This is a genomic window from Pseudomonas sp. UC 17F4 (assembly GCF_900101695.1).
GTDB lineage: Bacteria > Pseudomonadota > Gammaproteobacteria > Pseudomonadales > Pseudomonadaceae > Aquipseudomonas.
Map to the genome: position 1 here is coordinate 3,243,782 of NZ_FNKV01000001.1, position 15,155 is coordinate 3,258,936.

Sequence of the window (15,155 nt, forward strand, 5' to 3'; positions counted from 1 at the left end):
GGCGGTCAAGGTGCGGGCGGGGCGCTGCTTACAGACTGCGCACACCTAACCAGGAGATCATCGCCATGCCGTTGTCCCTTGCCCAGATGCGTCGCAACTACACCCTTGGTGGCCTGCAGGAAGCCGAAGCGCCGCTGGAGCCTCTGAGCCTCTTTGCCCAGTGGCTGCAACAGGCCCGCGAAACCGAGCGCGAGCCGGTGGAGGCCAACAGTATGCACCTGGCCACGGTTGACGCCACTGGCCGCCCGCATTGCCGGGTATTGCTGCTCAAGGGCGTTGACGAGCAGGGCTTTACCTTCTTCGGCAACTACCAGAGTGCCAAGGGCCAGGAACTGGCAGCCAATCCCTATGCGGCAATGACTTTCTTCTGGCCGGGGCTGGAGCGCCAGGTTCGCATTGAAGGGCCGGTGGCGCGGCTTGACCCGCAGCTGTCCGATGCCTACTTCGATTCGCGCCCCGAAGCCAGCCGCCTGGGCGCCTGGGCGTCGCCGCAAAGCCGGCCGCTGGCCGACCGCGACGCGCTGCAGGCAATGCTCGCGCAGACCATTCGCCGCTTCGTCGAACAACCCCTGCGCCGCCCCGAGCACTGGGGCGGCTACTGCCTGAGGCCTGAACGCATGGAGTTCTGGCAAGGCCGTGCCGACCGCTTGCACGACCGCCTCGACTACCGCCATCAGGGCGGGCAATGGACGCGCCAGCGCCTGGCGCCCTGAACCCGAAGAGATACCTCCAAGGAGGAATAGGTTCGCCCAGGCTTTAGGTTCAGGCTTGGGCCCATCCCTATCTCACCGGAGCCCAGGCCATGGCCCATCTGGCGCAACGCACGTTTGAACCCCTGAACATCGCTGTGCTGACCATCAGCGACACGCGCAACTTTGATACCGACAGCTCGGGGCAGACCCTTGTCGACCTGCTGCAGGCGGCCGGGCATGTGCTGCTTGAGCGCGACCTGGTCAAGGACGATATCTACCAGATCCGCGCCACGCTCTCGCGCTGGATCGCCGACCCCAAGGTGCAGGTGGTACTGACTACCGGCGGCACCGGCTTTACCGCCCGCGACAACACCCCGCAGGCGGTGCTGCCGTTGCTGGACAAACACGTCGAGGGCTTTGGCGAGTTGTTCCGCCAGGTGTCGCTGGCCGAAATCGGCATGTCCAGCCTGCAGTCGCGCGCGCTGGCCGGCATGAGCAATGGCGTGCTGGTGTGCTGCGTGCCGGGCTCGCCCGGCGCCTGTCGCACGGCCTGGACGCAGATTCTCGACAGCCAGCTCGACAGCCGCACCGGTCCGTGCAATTTCGCCCCGCATCTCAAGGCTCAATCCGAGCAGGCCATCGACGCCTGTGGGACGCGGCCATGAGCGGGCGCGTGTGCGACAGCGGCAAGTTGATCCCGGTCGACCAGGCGATCCGCCATTTGCTCGAACAGGCGCCACCACCACCGGCGGCGCAGATGGTTTTGCTGGAGCAGGCCCTGGGCCGGGTGCTGGCGGCCGATATCCACGCCCCGCGCAGCCTGCCGGGCTGGGATAACAGCGCCATGGACGGTTTTGCCTTCAGGACCGCCGACCTGCCTGCGGCGGGCGGTTGCCTGACCCTGGCCGGGCGCATCGCTGCCGGCCAGCAGGCCAGTACTGCATTGCAGACAGGCCAGGCGCTGCGCATCTTTACCGGCGCACCCTTGCCGCCAGGCGCCGACACGGTGGCCCCGCAAGAGCTGTGCCGGGTTGACGGCGAGCAGGTCTGGCTGCCGGCCGCAAGCCTTGGCGCGCATGTGCGCAAGGCCGGCGAAGAGGTGCGCGAAGGTCATCTGCTGCTGCAGGCCGGCAAGCGCCTGCGCGCCCAGGAGCTGGGCCTGCTGGCCGCCTCGGGGCTGGCCTGGGTCGAGGTCCATCGGCCCTTGCGCGTCGCTTTGCTGAGCAGCGGCGACGAGCTGCGTGAACCCGGCCAGCCGCTGGCCCCGGGGCAGATCTACAACAGCAACCGCTATTGCCTGACGGCCCTGTTGCAAGGCTGGGGCGTCGAGGTGCATGACTACGGGGTGATGGCCGATGAGCTGGCGGCCAGCAAGCACGCGCTGAACCTGGCGGCGGCCGAGTGCGACCTGCTGCTGACTTCTGGCGGCGTGTCAGTGGGCGAGGAAGATCACCTCAAGCAAGCCATCCAGGCGCTGGGCCGTGTCGATTTCTGGCGCCTGGCGATCCAGCCGGGCAAGCCCCTGGCCTTTGGCGAGGTGGCGGGGCGGCCGTGGATCGGCATGCCGGGCAACTCGGCCGCGGCGCTGATCACCGCGCTGGTGGTGGTACGGCCATTCCTGCTGCGCGCTCAGGGCGTGCGCGATGTGCTGCCACGGCCCGTGGCGCTGCCGGCGGGCTTCGACTGGCTGCAACGCAACAAGCGCCGCCAGTACCTGCGGGCGCGCTTGCTGCCCGAGGCCAACGGCCAGTCCAGCGTGCAACTGCACCCGCAGCAAAGCTCGGCGATGCTCAGCGCCGCCTGCTGGGCCGATGGCCTGGCGGTGGTGGAGTGCGAGCAACAGCTGCACAAGCACGACAGCGTGCGGTTCCTGTCATTTGCCGAGCTGATGCAGTGAGCGACCTTGATTGCCGTCAAGGCTCTACTGGGTGCGCTGGCTAGACTGGCAGCGCTTTTTCCAGTGCTCCGGGCCTGCGCGAATGTTTACCGCGCAGGCCAGTGGAGATAGGTTTCTTTGATGAGGAAAACCCATGCAACTGGTCTGCCCGGCAGGCAACCTGCCTGCGCTCAAAGCCGCGGTGCGCCAAGGCGCCGATGCGGTGTATGTCGGCTTTCGCGATGACACCAACGCCCGCCATTTCGCCGGCCTGAACATGGACGACAAGCAGTTTGACGCCGCCGTCGGCCATATCCGCCAGCACAATCGCAAGCTCTATGTCGCAGTCAACACCTACCCGCAGCCGCTGGGTTGGGAGCGCTGGCAGCGGGCGGTAGACCGCGCCGCCGACCATGGCGTCGATGCGCTGATTGCCGCCGACCCGGGGGTGCTCGGCTACGCAGCCGAGCGCCACCCGCAACTGAACCTGCACCTCTCGGTCCAGGGCTCGGCCACCAACGCCAGTGCCCTGGCATTCTACGCCCGGCACTACAACATCCGCCGCGCCGTACTGCCGCGGGTGCTGTCGCTGGCCCAGGTGCGTCAGGTCGCTGCCAGCACCACGGTACCGATCGAGGTGTTCGCCTTCGGCAGCCTGTGCATCATGGCCGAAGGGCGCTGCCACCTGTCCTCGTACATCACCGGCGAGTCGCCGAACCTGTGCGGCGTGTGTTCGCCGGCCAAGGCGGTGCGCTGGAGCGAAGATGCCGATGGCCTCAGCGCGCGCCTGAGCGAGGTGCTGATCGACCGCTATCAAGCTGACGAACCCGCCGGCTACCCGACCTTGTGCAAGGGCCGCTTTATGGTCGGCGGCAAGCGCTTCCACGCCCTGGAAGAGCCCACCAGCCTCGACACCCTCGACCTGCTGCCAGAGCTCGCCGCCATGGGCGTCGAGGCGGTCAAGATCGAAGGCCGTCAGCGCAGCCCGGCGTATGTCGAGCAGGTCACCCAGGTCTGGCGCGCCGCGCTCGACGCCCACCGCCTGGCGCCGCAACGCTTCACGGTCAAGGCGCAGTGGCGCCAGGTGCTGGCCGGTTTGTCCGAAGGCAGCCAGACCACCCTGGGTGCTTACCATCGATCATGGCAATGAGGGACTGCACATGAAGCTCAGCCTGGGACCCGTGTTGTACTACTGGGACAAGGAACAATTGGGGCGTTTCTACAGCGAAATGTCGGCTTTGCCCCTGGATGTGATTTACCTGGGGGAAACCGTCTGCTCGAAGCGCCGGGCGATGAACCTCGACCACTGGCTGGGCCTGGGCCGCGAGCTACAGGCCTGCAGCCCGGCGCAGATCGTGCTGTCGGGCCTGACCCTGATCGAAGCCGCGTCCGAGCTCTCCAGCCTGCGCCGCCTGTGCGATAACGGCGAGTTGCTGGTGGAGGCCAACGACATGGGCGCGGTGCAGTACCTGGCCGAGCGCAAGCTGCCGTTCGTGGCCGGGCCGGCGCTGAACCTTTACAACGGCCACGCCCTGGCCAGGCTGCTCGAGTGCGGGATGATCCGCTGGGTGCCGCCGGTGGAGTGCTCGGCGGCGCTGATTCGCGCGGTGCTCGACCAGGCCGTTGAACTGGGCCGTGAACTGCCCGAGGTCGAGGTCTTTGCCTATGGCCACCTGCCGCTGGCTTACTCGGCGCGCTGCTTTACCGCGCGGGCGGAAAACCGGCCCAAGGATGACTGCCAGTTCTGTTGCATCAACTACCCCGATGGCCTGGCCCTGAGCAGCCAGGAAGGCCAGGCGCTGTTCACCCTCAACGGCATCCAGACCATGTCCGCCGAAGTCACCAACCTGCTGGCCGACTATGCCGGGTTGCAAGCCTGCGGCGCCGACCTGCTGCGCCTGAGCCCGCGCGCCCAGGGCATGGCCGAGGTGATCGAGGCCTTTGCCCGGGTGCGCCAGGGCGAGGCGCCGCCGCTCTGTGTCGACGGCTGCAACGGCTACTGGCATGGCCAGGCGGGCATGTTGCGGGTCGAGGAGGTGGGCCTGTGCTGAACCGTACGCAATGGCTGCTCAAAGGCGCCGACAAGGTCCTGCCGTTGGTGCGCAAGGTGCCCTTTGTGATCCAGCGCGTGGCCTTGCAGCAGGCGCTCAACCGCTGCCTGGCCGAGCCCTTGCGCGACGGCGAGTTCGACCTGTTGCGCGGGCGCTGGCTGTGCCTGCGCATCCCTGACCTCGACCTGACCTGGTACCTGACCCGCAACCGCGAGGGCCTGCAGATCGCCGAGCGGGCCAGGGCCGATGTGACCATTCGTGGCAATTGGCGCGAGTTCCTGTTGCTGGCCAGCCGGCAGGAAGACCCGGACACCCTGTTCTTTCGCCGCCGCCTGGTGATCGAGGGCGACACCGAGCTGGGCCTGACCCTTAAAAACCTGATCGACAGCCTCGACCCCGAGGTGCTGCCGGTGTGGTTGTGGCGCAACCTGGAACGCGCCGGCAAGGGCCTGGCGGCAAGCTGAGGGCAGCGCCGGCGCGCGGGCTAGCCCGTGTAGCCGGCCAGATCATCGGTGTTGAGGATCTGGATGCTGCGCCGCTCCATGGCGATCAGGCCGCGTTCCACCAGGCGGTGCAGGGTGCGCGAAAAGGTCTCCGGCTGGATCCCCAGCTTGGAGGCCACCAGGCGCTTGGACACTTGCAACTCGAGCCGGCCGCTGTCCGGGTCGCACTCCTGCAGCAAAAAATTGATCACCCGCCGGCTGGCGCTGGCCGAGGTCAGGGTGTCGATGTCCTTGAGGCGCTGATGCAGGTGGATGCTCATGCTCGCCAGAATCGCCAGGCACACCTGCGGCTGGTCTTCCAGGGCATTGCGGTAGTGGCCGCCGTCGATGCTGATCAGCAGGCAATCCTTGAGCGCTGTGGCCGTCACCGGGTAGCTGCGCGCCTGGCTGAACAGCAGCGCCTCGGCAAAGGTCTGGCCCGGCTGGATGATCTCCACCAGGTGTTCCTGGCCTTCGGCGCTGAGCCGGTACAGCTTGATCTGGCCGCTGACCAGCAAGAAGAAGCGCTTGGCCGGGTCGCCCTGGTGCATGAGCGTGTCATGACAGCCCAGGCGCCGGAGCATGGCCAGGCTGCAGACGGCTTCGAAGACTTTCTCCGGCAGTTGGCTGAACAGGTGATGGCGACGTAAAAGCAGAACGCTAGAAGGGTGGGTCAGCATGGCGTACCTCCGCTGGCGCCTATGGTAGAACCCGTGGCGCCGGCGGCCTATGCCTCTGCCGGTCTACCTCCAAAGGGGCAGTCGCCGGCTCAGGCACTGTGGCGCAGATGCTCAAGGGCCCACACCGCCGCCTCCACCCGCGAGCGCAGGCCGAGCTTGTGCAGCAGGTTCTTTACATGCACCTTGACCGTGCCTTCGGTGATCCCCAGCTTGTGGCCGATGACCTTGTTGCTGTAGCCGCTGGCGATGGTTTTCAGCACCTGGCGTTCGCGTTCGGTGAGCTCGACGTCGGCCTGGCGCGGCGGTGAGCGCAGGGCCTGGGCCATGACCCGGGTCAGCCCCGGGCTGATCACCAGGGCGCCGTTCATGGCATCGCGGATGTACTGGATCAACAGCTCCGGCTCCATGTCCTTGAGCAGGTAGCCGTCGGCGTCCAGGCGCAGGGCAGCGCGGATATCGTCTTCGGCATCGGACACGGTAAACAGCAGCACCTTGCCGGCAAAGCCCTGGCTGCGCAGATGGCGCAGGGTTTCGATGCCGTTCATCTGCGGCATGTTGTTGTCCAGCAGTAGCAGGTCAGGTTGCAGCGGCGCGATCAGGGCCAGGGCTTGTTCGCCGTGGCTGGCCTCGCCGACGATCTCGAAGTCGTCTTCCAGTTCAAGCATCTGGCGAATGCCATGGCGCATCATCGGGTGGTCGTCGACCAGCAGTATCCGGTAGCGCGGGGAGGGGTTCATACAGAGTTACCTTCGTTCAAGTGCCCGAGAAATTCCGGGCGAAATTCCATCTGTACCCGGGTGCCTTGCGGCGCCCGGCCAACAATCTGCAACTGGCCGCGCAGGCTGCGCGCCCGCTCGTCCATGATGTTCAGGCCATGGTGCTCGCGCAGGTCGTGGGTGGCGCTGAAACCACGGCCATCGTCCTCGATCGACAGGCAGACCTGCTCGCCGTGCTGGCGCAATTGCAGCCAGGCGTTCTGCGCATGGGCATGGCGCAGGCAGTTGGACAGCGCCTCGCGGGTGATCTGCAGAATGTGGATCTGTTCGCTGGCCGACAGCTCGAAGGCCAGGCTGTCGACGTGCAGGTGCACCTGGAACTCGCCCCGGCGGGAGAACTCCTCGGCGGTGTCCTTGAGTTCCTGCACCAGGCCTGCGTCATGGATCTGCAGGCGAAAGGTGGTGAGCAGTTCGCGCAACTGCCGGTAGGCGTTGTTCAGGCCTTCGCGCAGCTCGGCGGTGACGTTCTCAAGCGTTGCCACCGGCTCGCCACGGCGCATCAGGGTTTGCATGCGGCTGACCTGCAGCTTCATGTACGACAGCGCCTGGGCCAGCGAATCGTGCAGCTCGCGGGCGATGATCGCGCGTTCTTCGAGCAGCACCAGGCGATGGTCCTGTTCGCGCTGGCGCTTGAGCGACAGCGAGGTGCCGATCAGGTTGGCCAGGGCCTGGATCAGCTCGGTTTCCCAGGCTTGCGGCTCGTGGCCGTCGATAAAGTGCGCCTTCAATTCACCGAGGGTGCTGCCCTGGTTGCTGATGCTGAAGGTATGGCGCAGGGTGCGCTGGTGGCGCTGGCAACTGGCGCAGTCGCTGCTGGCGCAGATCTTGCGGCTGGCGGCGCCATGCAGGGCCAGCAGTTGCTGGGCCGGGGCCTGCAACTGGCCTTGCAGGCACAGCGACAGGCGCAGGCCCGGCAAGCGCTGCTGAAAGCGCCGGATCAGCTCATCCAGGCCCTCGGCGTTGGCCAGCCGCGTGGCCAGGCTGCGGCTGCTCTGGTACAGCAGTTCAAGGGCGGCATTGGCCTGCTGCAGGTTGAGGGTTTTTTGCTGCACCTGGCTTTGCAGCGTGCGGTGCGAGTGTTCGATGGTTTCGGCCATGGCGTTGAAGCGGGTGGCCAATTCGCCGAGTTCGTCTGCCGACTGATGATTGACCCGCGCCTGGAACTCGCCACGGCGAAAGCGCTGGGTGGCGTCGACCAATTCCTTGAGCGGCGTGATGACGTTGTACTGCAGCTCGTACAGGCCGAACAGCAGGACGATCATGGTGGTGAACAGCGCCGCGCCCTGGATCACTTGCTGCCAGCCCTGCTTATGCTCGCTCTGGCGCTGCAGCAGGCTGACAAACTGGTTGAGCTGGTTGACGAAGGGCAGGGTGCTGGCCTGAAACGTGGCGGCGTCGTCGCGCTGCAAGGCTGGCAACAGGGTGTGCTGCCAGTAGTCCTGCAAGCGCTGGTAGCTGGCCTGCAGTTCAAGGTTCTTGCCGTCTTCGAGCACCGCTTGCAGGGCCGGGCTGTTGAGCCGTTGCTGCAGGCTGTCGCGGATGCGCTCAAGCTCGGCAGGCTCGGCACCGGCGGCGAGCTTCCAGCTCAGGTGGTAGGTCTCCATGCGCACCGAGCCTGCGGTATTGATCGCCGCCGCATCGCCCTGGCTGAACCAGGCGATCAGGCCGGCGCTGAGCGAGCTGGCCAGGGCCAGCACGGCAATCAGGATCACCGCCAGGCCGGCGCGCGCGGGCAACGAGCTGCGCAGCCAGCCGATCATGGACGGCGGCCGGGGGCGATGAGTGGAAAGCGGTACATGGAGCACTCCAGGGTGTTGCAGCTGATCGTTTCGCAGCCTTCCCTGGCGCTCTACCTCTAAAGAGTTTGCAACTGTCAGATTTCTTGCGATGGCGCTGAGAAACTTGACAAGGCCCTGATAAACAAAGGGTTTAGAGGTTTTTCGGCGCTACCTCGTTGGAGGTAGGCAGTACAAGCATAGGCCCAGGGGCGCCAGGGCTTCTTTGATCGGGGTCAAGTTTTATCGGGGTTTGCCTCTCTAGTCTGCCGGCCATGGCTACCTGACTGGAGACCCGAGATGACTCAACCGCGAATACGCCAAGGCCTGGTATTGGGCATGAGTACGCTGGCCTTCACCGTCTGCTTCATGGTCTGGATGATGTTTGCCGTGCTCGGCGTGCCGATCAAGGACCTGCTTCAGCTCAACGAAACCCAGTTCGGCCTGCTGGCCGCCACCCCGGTACTGACCGGCTCGCTGGTGCGCCTGCCGCTGGGCATGCTCACCGACCGCTTTGGCGGGCGCAGCGTGTTCTTCCTGTTGATGCTCGCCTGCGTGCTGCCGCTGTACCTGATCAGCCACGCTACGGCGTACTGGCAGTTCCTGGTCCTGGGTTTGTTCGTCGGCCTGGCCGGTGGCTCGTTCTCGGTGGGCATCGCCTATGTTGCCAAGTGGTTCGAGCAAGACAACCAGGGCCTGGCCATGGGCATTTTCGGTGCCGGCAACGCAGGCGCCGCGGTCACCAAGTTCCTCGCCCCGGCACTGATTGCCGCCGGCAGCTGGCAGCTGGTGCCGAAGGTGTTCAGCGCCATCCTGTTCATTACCGCGCTGCTGTTCTGGTTGCTCAGTGCCGACAACAAGGCCCATCGCAGCGCCAGCGGCGCGAGCCTTGGCGAGCAGCTCAAGGCCCTGGCCGAGCCTGCGGTGTGGCGCTACTGCCAGTACTACTCGATCGTCTTCGGCGGCTACGTGGCCCTGGCGCTGTGGATGACCAAGTACTACGTCCAGGAATACGGCTTCAGCCTGCAAAGCGCGGCGCTGCTGGCCGCCTGCTTCTCACTGCCGGGTGGCGTGCTGCGCGCCGTCGGCGGCTGGATGTCGGACCGTTGGGGCGCACAGAGCGTGACCTGGTGGGTGCTGTGGGTCAGCTGGATCTGCCTGTTCCTGCTCTCGTACCCGCAAACCCAGCTGCAGGTGCAGACCATCAACGGCCCGCTGGACTTTCACATCGGCCTGAACCCTGCGCTGTTCACCGTGCTGCTGTTCGTCATGGGCATCGCCTTCGCCTTCGGCAAGGCCTCGGTGTTCAAGTACATCGCCAACGACTACCCGCAGAACATGGGCGCGGTGTCCGGCATTGTCGGCCTGGCCGGCGGCCTGGGCGGCTTCATTCTGCCGATCCTGTTCGGCGCGCTGGTCGACCTCACCGGCGTGCGCTCCTCCTGCTTCATGTTGATGTACGGCGTGGTCTGGGTCTCGCTCACCTGGATGTACCTCAGCGAAATCCGCAAGCGCCCGCTGCTGGGCAGACAGCCTGCAGCCGTAACGCCCCCGTTTTCCAGCATTGCCCAAGGAGAAGACCATGTCGGTTCTTAAACAGCCTGACCAAGGCCCGGTGATTCACGACTGGCGCCCGGAAGACCCCGCGTTCTGGGGGCAAAGCGGCAAGCAGACCGCCACCCGCAACCTGTGGATCTCGATCCCCGCACTGCTGCTGGCCTTTGCCGTGTGGATGGTGTGGAGCACGGTGATCGTGCGCCTGAATGCCATCGGCTTCAGCTTCAGCACCGACCAGTTGTTCTGGCTGGCCGCCTTGCCCGGGCTCTCGGGGGCGACCTTGCGGGTGTTCTACTCGTTCATGGTGCCGATCTTCGGCGGCCGGCGCTGGACTGCCCTGAGCACCGCCTCGCTGCTGGCACCGTCGCTGTGGATGGGCTTTGCCGTGCAAGACCCGAACACCCCCTACAGCGTGTTCGTGATCATCGCGCTGCTGTGCGGCTTTGGCGGCGGCAACTTCGCTTCGAGCATGTCCAATATCAGCTTTTTCTACCCCAAGTCGCAGCAGGGCACCGCCCTGGGCCTGAACGCCGGGCTGGGTAACCTCGGCGTTTCGGTGATGCAGTTCTGTGTGCCGCTGGTGATCACCTTCGGCCTGTTCGGCGCCCTCGGTGGCCAGCCGCAGGCACTCGCCGACGGCGGTCAGCTGTGGCTGCAGAACGCCGGTTTCATCTGGGTGCCGTTCATTGTCCTGGTCACGGTGCTGGCCTGGTTCGGCATGAACGACCTGTCCAGCGCCAAGGCCTCGTTCAGCGAGCAGGCGGTGATCTTCAAGCGCAAGCACAACTGGCTGATGTGCTGGTTGTACCTGGCCACCTTCGGCTCGTTCATCGGTTTTTCCGCAGCCTTTCCGCTGCTGATCAAGACCGCCTTCCCGCAGGTCAATGCCCTGACCTTCGCCTTCCTCGGCCCGCTGGTCGGCGCCCTGGTACGCCCGCTCGGTGGCTGGCTGGCCGACAAGCTCGGCGGCGCGCGGGTGACCCTGTGGAACTTCGTGCTGATGATCGTCATGGTCTTCGGCGTGCTGGCGTTCATCCCCGCCCAGGGCGAGAGCAGCAACTTCTACGGCTTTCTCGGCATGTTCATGCTGCTGTTCATCACCACCGGCATCGGCAACGGTTCGACCTTCCGCATGATCCCGGTGATCTTTCGCACCCTGCACGAACAGGCCGCCAGCGGCAAAGGCGCCGCCGCCCGCGAACAGGCGCTGAAGAACGCCGGCAAGGAATCGGCCGCAGTGCTGGGCTTCAGCTCGGCGATGGGCGCCTTCGGCGCGTTCTTCATCCCCAAGACCTTCGGTACTTCCATGGCCCTGACCGGTGGCCCGCAGATGGCCTTCTACCTGTTCGTCGGCTTTTACCTGAGCTGCATCGTCGTGACCTGGTGGTGGTACGCACGCAAAGGCGCTGCGACCCCCTGCTGACAGAACCCCGAATTCACACCTTGCCCGGGCGGGGCGCAGAACCCCGCAGCCGCAAGCCTGAGAGGAAAGCACCATGAGTCATTTACTGGATCAACTGCGGTTCTTCAATCGCAAGCAGGGCGAGTTCGCCGACGGTCATGGCGAAACCCGCAAAGAGTCGCGCGACTGGGAGAACGTCTACCGTTCGCGCTGGCAGTACGACAAGATCGTGCGCTCCACCCACGGGGTCAACTGCACCGGCTCCTGCTCGTGGAAGATCTACGTGAAGAACGGCCTGATCACCTGGGAAACCCAGCAGACCGACTACCCGCGTACCCGCAACGACCTGCCCAACCACGAGCCGCGCGGTTGCCCGCGGGGGCCAGCTACAGCTGGTACATCTACAGTGCCAACCGCCTGAAGTACCCGAAGATCCGCAAGCCGCTGCTCAAACTGTGGCGTGAGGCGCGCCAGAACCTGGCGCCGGTCGAAGCCTGGGCCAGCATCGTCGAGAACCAGGCCAAGGCCGACAGCTACAAGAGCAAGCGCGGCATGGGCGGCTTCATTCGTTCCAGCTGGGATGAAGTCACCGAGATCATCGCCGCCGCCAACGTCTACACCATCAAGCAATACGGCCCCGACCGGGTGGTGGGCTTCTCGCCGATCCCGGCGATGTCGATGGTCAGCTACGCCGCCGGTGCCCGCTACCTGTCGCTGCTGGGCGGCACCTGCCTGAGCTTCTACGACTGGTACTGCGACCTGCCGCCGGCCTCGCCGATGGTCTGGGGCGAGCAGACCGACGTGCCGGAATCGGCCGACTGGTACAACTCCAACTACATCATCGCCTGGGGCTCCAACGTTCCGCAGACCCGCACCCCGGATGCGCACTTTTTCACCGAGGTGCGCTACAAGGGCACCAAGACCGTGGCCATCACCCCCGACTATTCGGAAGTGGCCAAGCTCACCGACCTGTGGCTCAACCCCAAGCAGGGTACCGACGCCGCCCTGGCCCAGGCCTTCAACCATGTGATCTTCAAGGAATTTCACCTCGACCGGCCCAGCGCCTACTTTACCGAGTACGCCAAGCGCTACACCGACCTGCCGGTGCTGGTGCTGCTCAAGCCGATGCTCGGCACCGCGCCGGGCAACGGCTATCAGCCGGACCGCTTCCTGCGCGCTTCGGATCTGGCAAACAACCTTGGCCAGGACAACAACCCCGAGTGGAAAACCATTGCCCTGGATGCCGACGGCGAGCTGGTCTCGCCCCAGGGTTCGATTGGCTACCGCTGGGGCGAGCAGGGCAAGTGGAACATCCTTGCCCGTGAAGGCGGCGAAGGCCGCGAGATCGACCTGACCCTGAGCCTGATCGGTGGCGACGTCGCCGAAGTGGCCTTCCCGTACTTTGCCGGCGAGAGCCACGAGCACTTCCAGCATGTCGCCGGCGACGCCGTGCAGTACCGCCGCGTGCCGGTGCGCAGCTTGACCCTGGCCGACGGTAGCCAGGTCAAGGTGGCCACGGTGTTCGACCTGTCGGCGGCCAACCTTGCCATCGACCGTGGCCTGGGCGGCGCCAATGTGGCCCGCGACTACGACGACGCCAGCGTCCCCGGCACCCCGGCCTGGCAGGAGCAGATCACCGGCGTCAGCCGCGAGAAAGCCATCCAGATCGCCCGCGAGTTTGCCGACAACGCCGACAAGACCCGTGGCCGCTCGATGATTATCGTCGGCGCGGCGATGAACCACTGGTACCACATGGACATGAACTACCGCGGGCTGATCAACATGCTCATGCTCTGCGGTTGCGTCGGCCAGACCGGTGGCGGCTGGGCCCACTACGTCGGCCAGGAAAAACTGCGTCCGCAGTGCGGCTGGCTGCCGCTGGCCTTCGGCCTGGACTGGAGCCGGCCGCCACGGCAGATGAACGGCACCAGCTTCTTCTACGCCCACAGCTCGCAATGGCGTCATGAGAAGATGAGCATGCACGACGTGCTCTCGCCGCTGGCCGACAAGCGCGAGTTTCCCGAACACGCCCTGGACTACAACATCCGCGCCGAACGCGCCGGCTGGCTGCCCAGCGCGCCGCAGCTCAACACCAACCCGCTGCACATCTGCCGCGACGCCGCCGCAGCCGGCATGGCGCCCAAGGACTACGTGGTCAAGGGCCTGCACGAAGGCAGCCTGCGCTTTGCTTGCGAGCAGCCGGACAACCCGGTCAACTTCCCGCGCAACATGTTCATCTGGCGTTCCAACTTGCTCGGCTCGTCGGGCAAGGGCCACGAGTACATGCTCAAGTACCTGCTCGGCACCCGCAACGGGGTGATGAACGAAGACATCGGCCAGGTTGGCGACTGCAAGCCGCAAGAGGCCGAATGGGTCGACGACGGCGCCATCGGCAAGCTCGACCTGGTGACTACCCTGGATTTCCGCATGTCCTCGACCTGCGTGTATTCCGACATCGTCCTGCCGACCGCGACCTGGTACGAGAAGGACGACATGAACACCTCGGACATGCACCCGTTCATCCACCCGTTGTCGGCAGCCATTGACCCGGCCTGGGAATCGCGCTCGGACTGGGAGATCTACAAGGGCATCGCCAAGGCCTTCTCGGCCATGGCCGAAGGGCACCTGGGCGTCGAGCAGGACCTGGTCACCGTGCCGCTGATGCATGACAGCGTCGGCGAGCTGGCCCAGCCGTTTGGCGGCACCGACTGGAAAACCGCCGGCGTCGCCCCGCAGCCGGGCAAGAACGCACCGAACCTGCAGGTGGTCGAGCGCGACTACCCGAACATCTACAAGCAGTTCACCTCGCTCGGCCCGCTGCTGGAAAAACTCGGCAATGGCGGCAAGGGCATCAACTGGAACACCGATGAAGAAGTGAAGTTTCTCGGTGAGCTGAACTACCGCGAAGTCGAGGCAGGCATCAGCCAGGGCCGACCGAAGATCGACACTGCCATCGACGCCGCCGAGGTGATTCTCTCGCTGGCCCCGGAAACCAATGGCCACGTGGCGGTCAAGGCCTGGGCGGCGCTGTCGCAATTCACCGGCATCGACCACAGCCACCTGGCGCTGTCCAAGGCCCACGAAGCGATCCGCTTTCGCGACATTCAGGCGCAGCCGCGCAAGATCATCTCCAGCCCGACCTGGTCGGGGCTCGAGGACGATCACGTCAGCTATAACGCCGGCTACACCAACGTCCACGAGAACATCCCATGGCGGACCATCACCGGCCGCCAGCAGTTCTACCAGGATCACCCGTGGATGCAGGCGTTCGGCGAGCAGTTGATGAGCTACCGGCCACCGGTCAACACCCGCACCATCGCCGGGGTAAAAGACAAGCGCAGCAACGGCGAGACCGAGATCGTCCTGAACTGGATCACCCCGCACCAGAAGTGGGGCATCCACAGCACCTACAGCGACAACCTGCTGATGCTCACCCTGAGCCGTGGCGGGCCGATCGTCTGGCTCTCGGAGATTGATGCGAAGAAGGCCGGCATCGAGGACAACGACTGGATCGAGTGCTTCAACGCCAACGGCGCGCTGACTGCGCGGGCGGTGGTCAGCCAACGGGTCAAGGAGGGCATGGTGATGATGTACCACGCCCAGGAACGGATCGTGAACGTGCCTGGCGCCGAGACCACCAAAACCCGCGGCGGCCACCACAACTCGGTCACTCGCGTGGTGCTCAAGCCGACCCACATGATCGGCGGCTACGCGCAACAGGCCTATGGCTTCAACTATTACGGCACGGTCGGCTGCAACCGCGACGAATTCGTCGTGGTGCGCAAGATGGCCAAGGTCGACTGGCTCGACGGTTCGCGCGGCGATGAGCTGCCCCGTCCGCTGCCGACCGAGATGGAATAAGGA

11 protein-coding genes and 1 pseudogene are annotated in these 15,155 nt (G+C 65.4%); 9 read left to right on the forward strand and 3 right to left on the reverse strand.

What is annotated here, in order from left to right; all coding sequences use genetic code 11:
• The first annotated feature begins 65 nt into the window (after positions 1-65).
• From pdxH to BLR26_RS14970, 6 genes are all read left to right on the forward strand, one after another.
• Positions 66-713: a pyridoxamine 5'-phosphate oxidase gene (gene pdxH / locus BLR26_RS14945; protein ID WP_093381862.1), complete on the forward strand. Its 648-nt coding sequence runs from the start codon at positions 66-68 to the stop codon at positions 711-713.
• An 89-nt stretch (positions 714-802) separates the two neighbouring features.
• Positions 803-1,357: a molybdenum cofactor biosynthesis protein B gene (gene moaB, locus BLR26_RS14950; protein ID WP_093381863.1), complete on the forward strand. Its 555-nt coding sequence runs from the start codon at positions 803-805 to the stop codon at positions 1,355-1,357.
• Positions 1,354-2,589, forward strand: coding sequence for a molybdopterin molybdotransferase MoeA (gene glp, locus BLR26_RS14955; RefSeq protein WP_093381864.1), 1,236 nt, complete (start codon positions 1,354-1,356; stop codon positions 2,587-2,589). The genes moaB and glp overlap by 4 nt, the downstream gene beginning before the upstream one ends.
• A gap of 133 nt (positions 2,590-2,722) precedes the next feature.
• Entirely contained in the window at positions 2,723-3,718 is a 996-nt protein-coding gene (locus BLR26_RS14960; RefSeq protein ID WP_093381865.1) for a ubiquinone anaerobic biosynthesis protein UbiU, read from the forward strand.
• Between the two features lie 10 nt (positions 3,719-3,728).
• A complete protein-coding gene (locus BLR26_RS14965; protein WP_093381866.1) occupies positions 3,729-4,619 on the forward strand; it encodes a U32 family peptidase in 891 nt (296 codons plus the stop codon).
• Positions 4,613-5,083: a ubiquinone anaerobic biosynthesis accessory factor UbiT gene (locus tag BLR26_RS14970; RefSeq protein ID WP_093381867.1), complete on the forward strand. Its 471-nt coding sequence runs from the start codon at positions 4,613-4,615 to the stop codon at positions 5,081-5,083. Before BLR26_RS14965 ends, BLR26_RS14970 begins: the two co-directional genes overlap by 7 nt.
• A gap of 20 nt (positions 5,084-5,103) precedes the next feature.
• Here BLR26_RS14970 and BLR26_RS14975 read toward each other — a convergent pair whose 3' ends face one another.
• From BLR26_RS14975 to BLR26_RS14985, 3 genes are all read right to left on the reverse strand, one after another.
• Positions 5,104-5,781, reverse strand: coding sequence for a Crp/Fnr family transcriptional regulator (locus BLR26_RS14975; RefSeq protein ID WP_045198004.1), 678 nt, complete (start codon positions 5,779-5,781; stop codon positions 5,104-5,106).
• Positions 5,782-5,870: 89 nt separating this feature from the next.
• Positions 5,871-6,518, reverse strand: a complete 648-nt coding sequence (gene narL / locus BLR26_RS14980) for a two-component system response regulator NarL (protein ID WP_093381868.1) — start codon at positions 6,516-6,518, stop codon at positions 5,871-5,873.
• A complete protein-coding gene (locus BLR26_RS14985) occupies positions 6,515-8,317 on the reverse strand; it encodes a HAMP domain-containing protein (protein ID WP_093381869.1) in 1,803 nt (600 codons plus the stop codon). The genes narL and BLR26_RS14985 overlap by 4 nt, the downstream gene beginning before the upstream one ends.
• Before the next feature lie 315 nt (positions 8,318-8,632).
• Between BLR26_RS14985 and BLR26_RS14990 the strand changes: the two genes are divergently transcribed.
• The 3 genes and pseudogenes from BLR26_RS14990 to BLR26_RS15000 all read left to right on the forward strand — a co-directional run bounded on the left by BLR26_RS14990 (position 8,633) and on the right by BLR26_RS15000 (position 15,152).
• Positions 8,633-9,928 (forward strand): MFS transporter, encoded by a 1,296-nt coding sequence (locus BLR26_RS14990; RefSeq protein WP_093381873.1) that lies wholly within the window; start codon positions 8,633-8,635, stop codon positions 9,926-9,928.
• Positions 9,915-11,312: a NarK family nitrate/nitrite MFS transporter gene (locus BLR26_RS14995; RefSeq protein WP_093381874.1), complete on the forward strand. Its 1,398-nt coding sequence runs from the start codon at positions 9,915-9,917 to the stop codon at positions 11,310-11,312. Before BLR26_RS14990 ends, BLR26_RS14995 begins: the two co-directional genes overlap by 14 nt.
• 73 nt (positions 11,313-11,385) lie before the next feature.
• Positions 11,386-15,152 (forward strand): annotated as a pseudogene (locus BLR26_RS15000) (nitrate reductase subunit alpha).
• The last annotated feature ends 3 nt before the right edge of the window (positions 15,153-15,155 follow it).

What these genes read in the sequence shown, in the direction of transcription:
- moaB (WP_093381863.1), top strand. Translation starts at nt 803, where the DNA reads ATGGCCCATCTGGCGCAACGCACGTTTGAACCCCTGAACATCGCTGTG.
- BLR26_RS14985 (WP_093381869.1), bottom strand. Translation starts at nt 8,317, where the DNA reads ATGATCGGCTGGCTGCGCAGCTCGTTGCCCGCGCGCGCCGGCCTGGCG.
- narL (WP_093381868.1), bottom strand. Translation starts at nt 6,518, where the DNA reads ATGAACCCCTCCCCGCGCTACCGGATACTGCTGGTCGACGACCACCCG.
- BLR26_RS14995 (WP_093381874.1), top strand. Translation starts at nt 9,915, where the DNA reads ATGTCGGTTCTTAAACAGCCTGACCAAGGCCCGGTGATTCACGACTGG.
- pdxH (WP_093381862.1), top strand. Translation starts at nt 66, where the DNA reads ATGCCGTTGTCCCTTGCCCAGATGCGTCGCAACTACACCCTTGGTGGC.
- glp (WP_093381864.1), top strand. Translation starts at nt 1,354, where the DNA reads ATGAGCGGGCGCGTGTGCGACAGCGGCAAGTTGATCCCGGTCGACCAG.
- BLR26_RS14960 (WP_093381865.1), top strand. Translation starts at nt 2,723, where the DNA reads ATGCAACTGGTCTGCCCGGCAGGCAACCTGCCTGCGCTCAAAGCCGCG.
- BLR26_RS14990 (WP_093381873.1), top strand. Translation starts at nt 8,633, where the DNA reads ATGACTCAACCGCGAATACGCCAAGGCCTGGTATTGGGCATGAGTACG.
- BLR26_RS14975 (WP_045198004.1), bottom strand. Translation starts at nt 5,781, where the DNA reads ATGCTGACCCACCCTTCTAGCGTTCTGCTTTTACGTCGCCATCACCTG.
- BLR26_RS14965 (WP_093381866.1), top strand. Translation starts at nt 3,729, where the DNA reads ATGAAGCTCAGCCTGGGACCCGTGTTGTACTACTGGGACAAGGAACAA.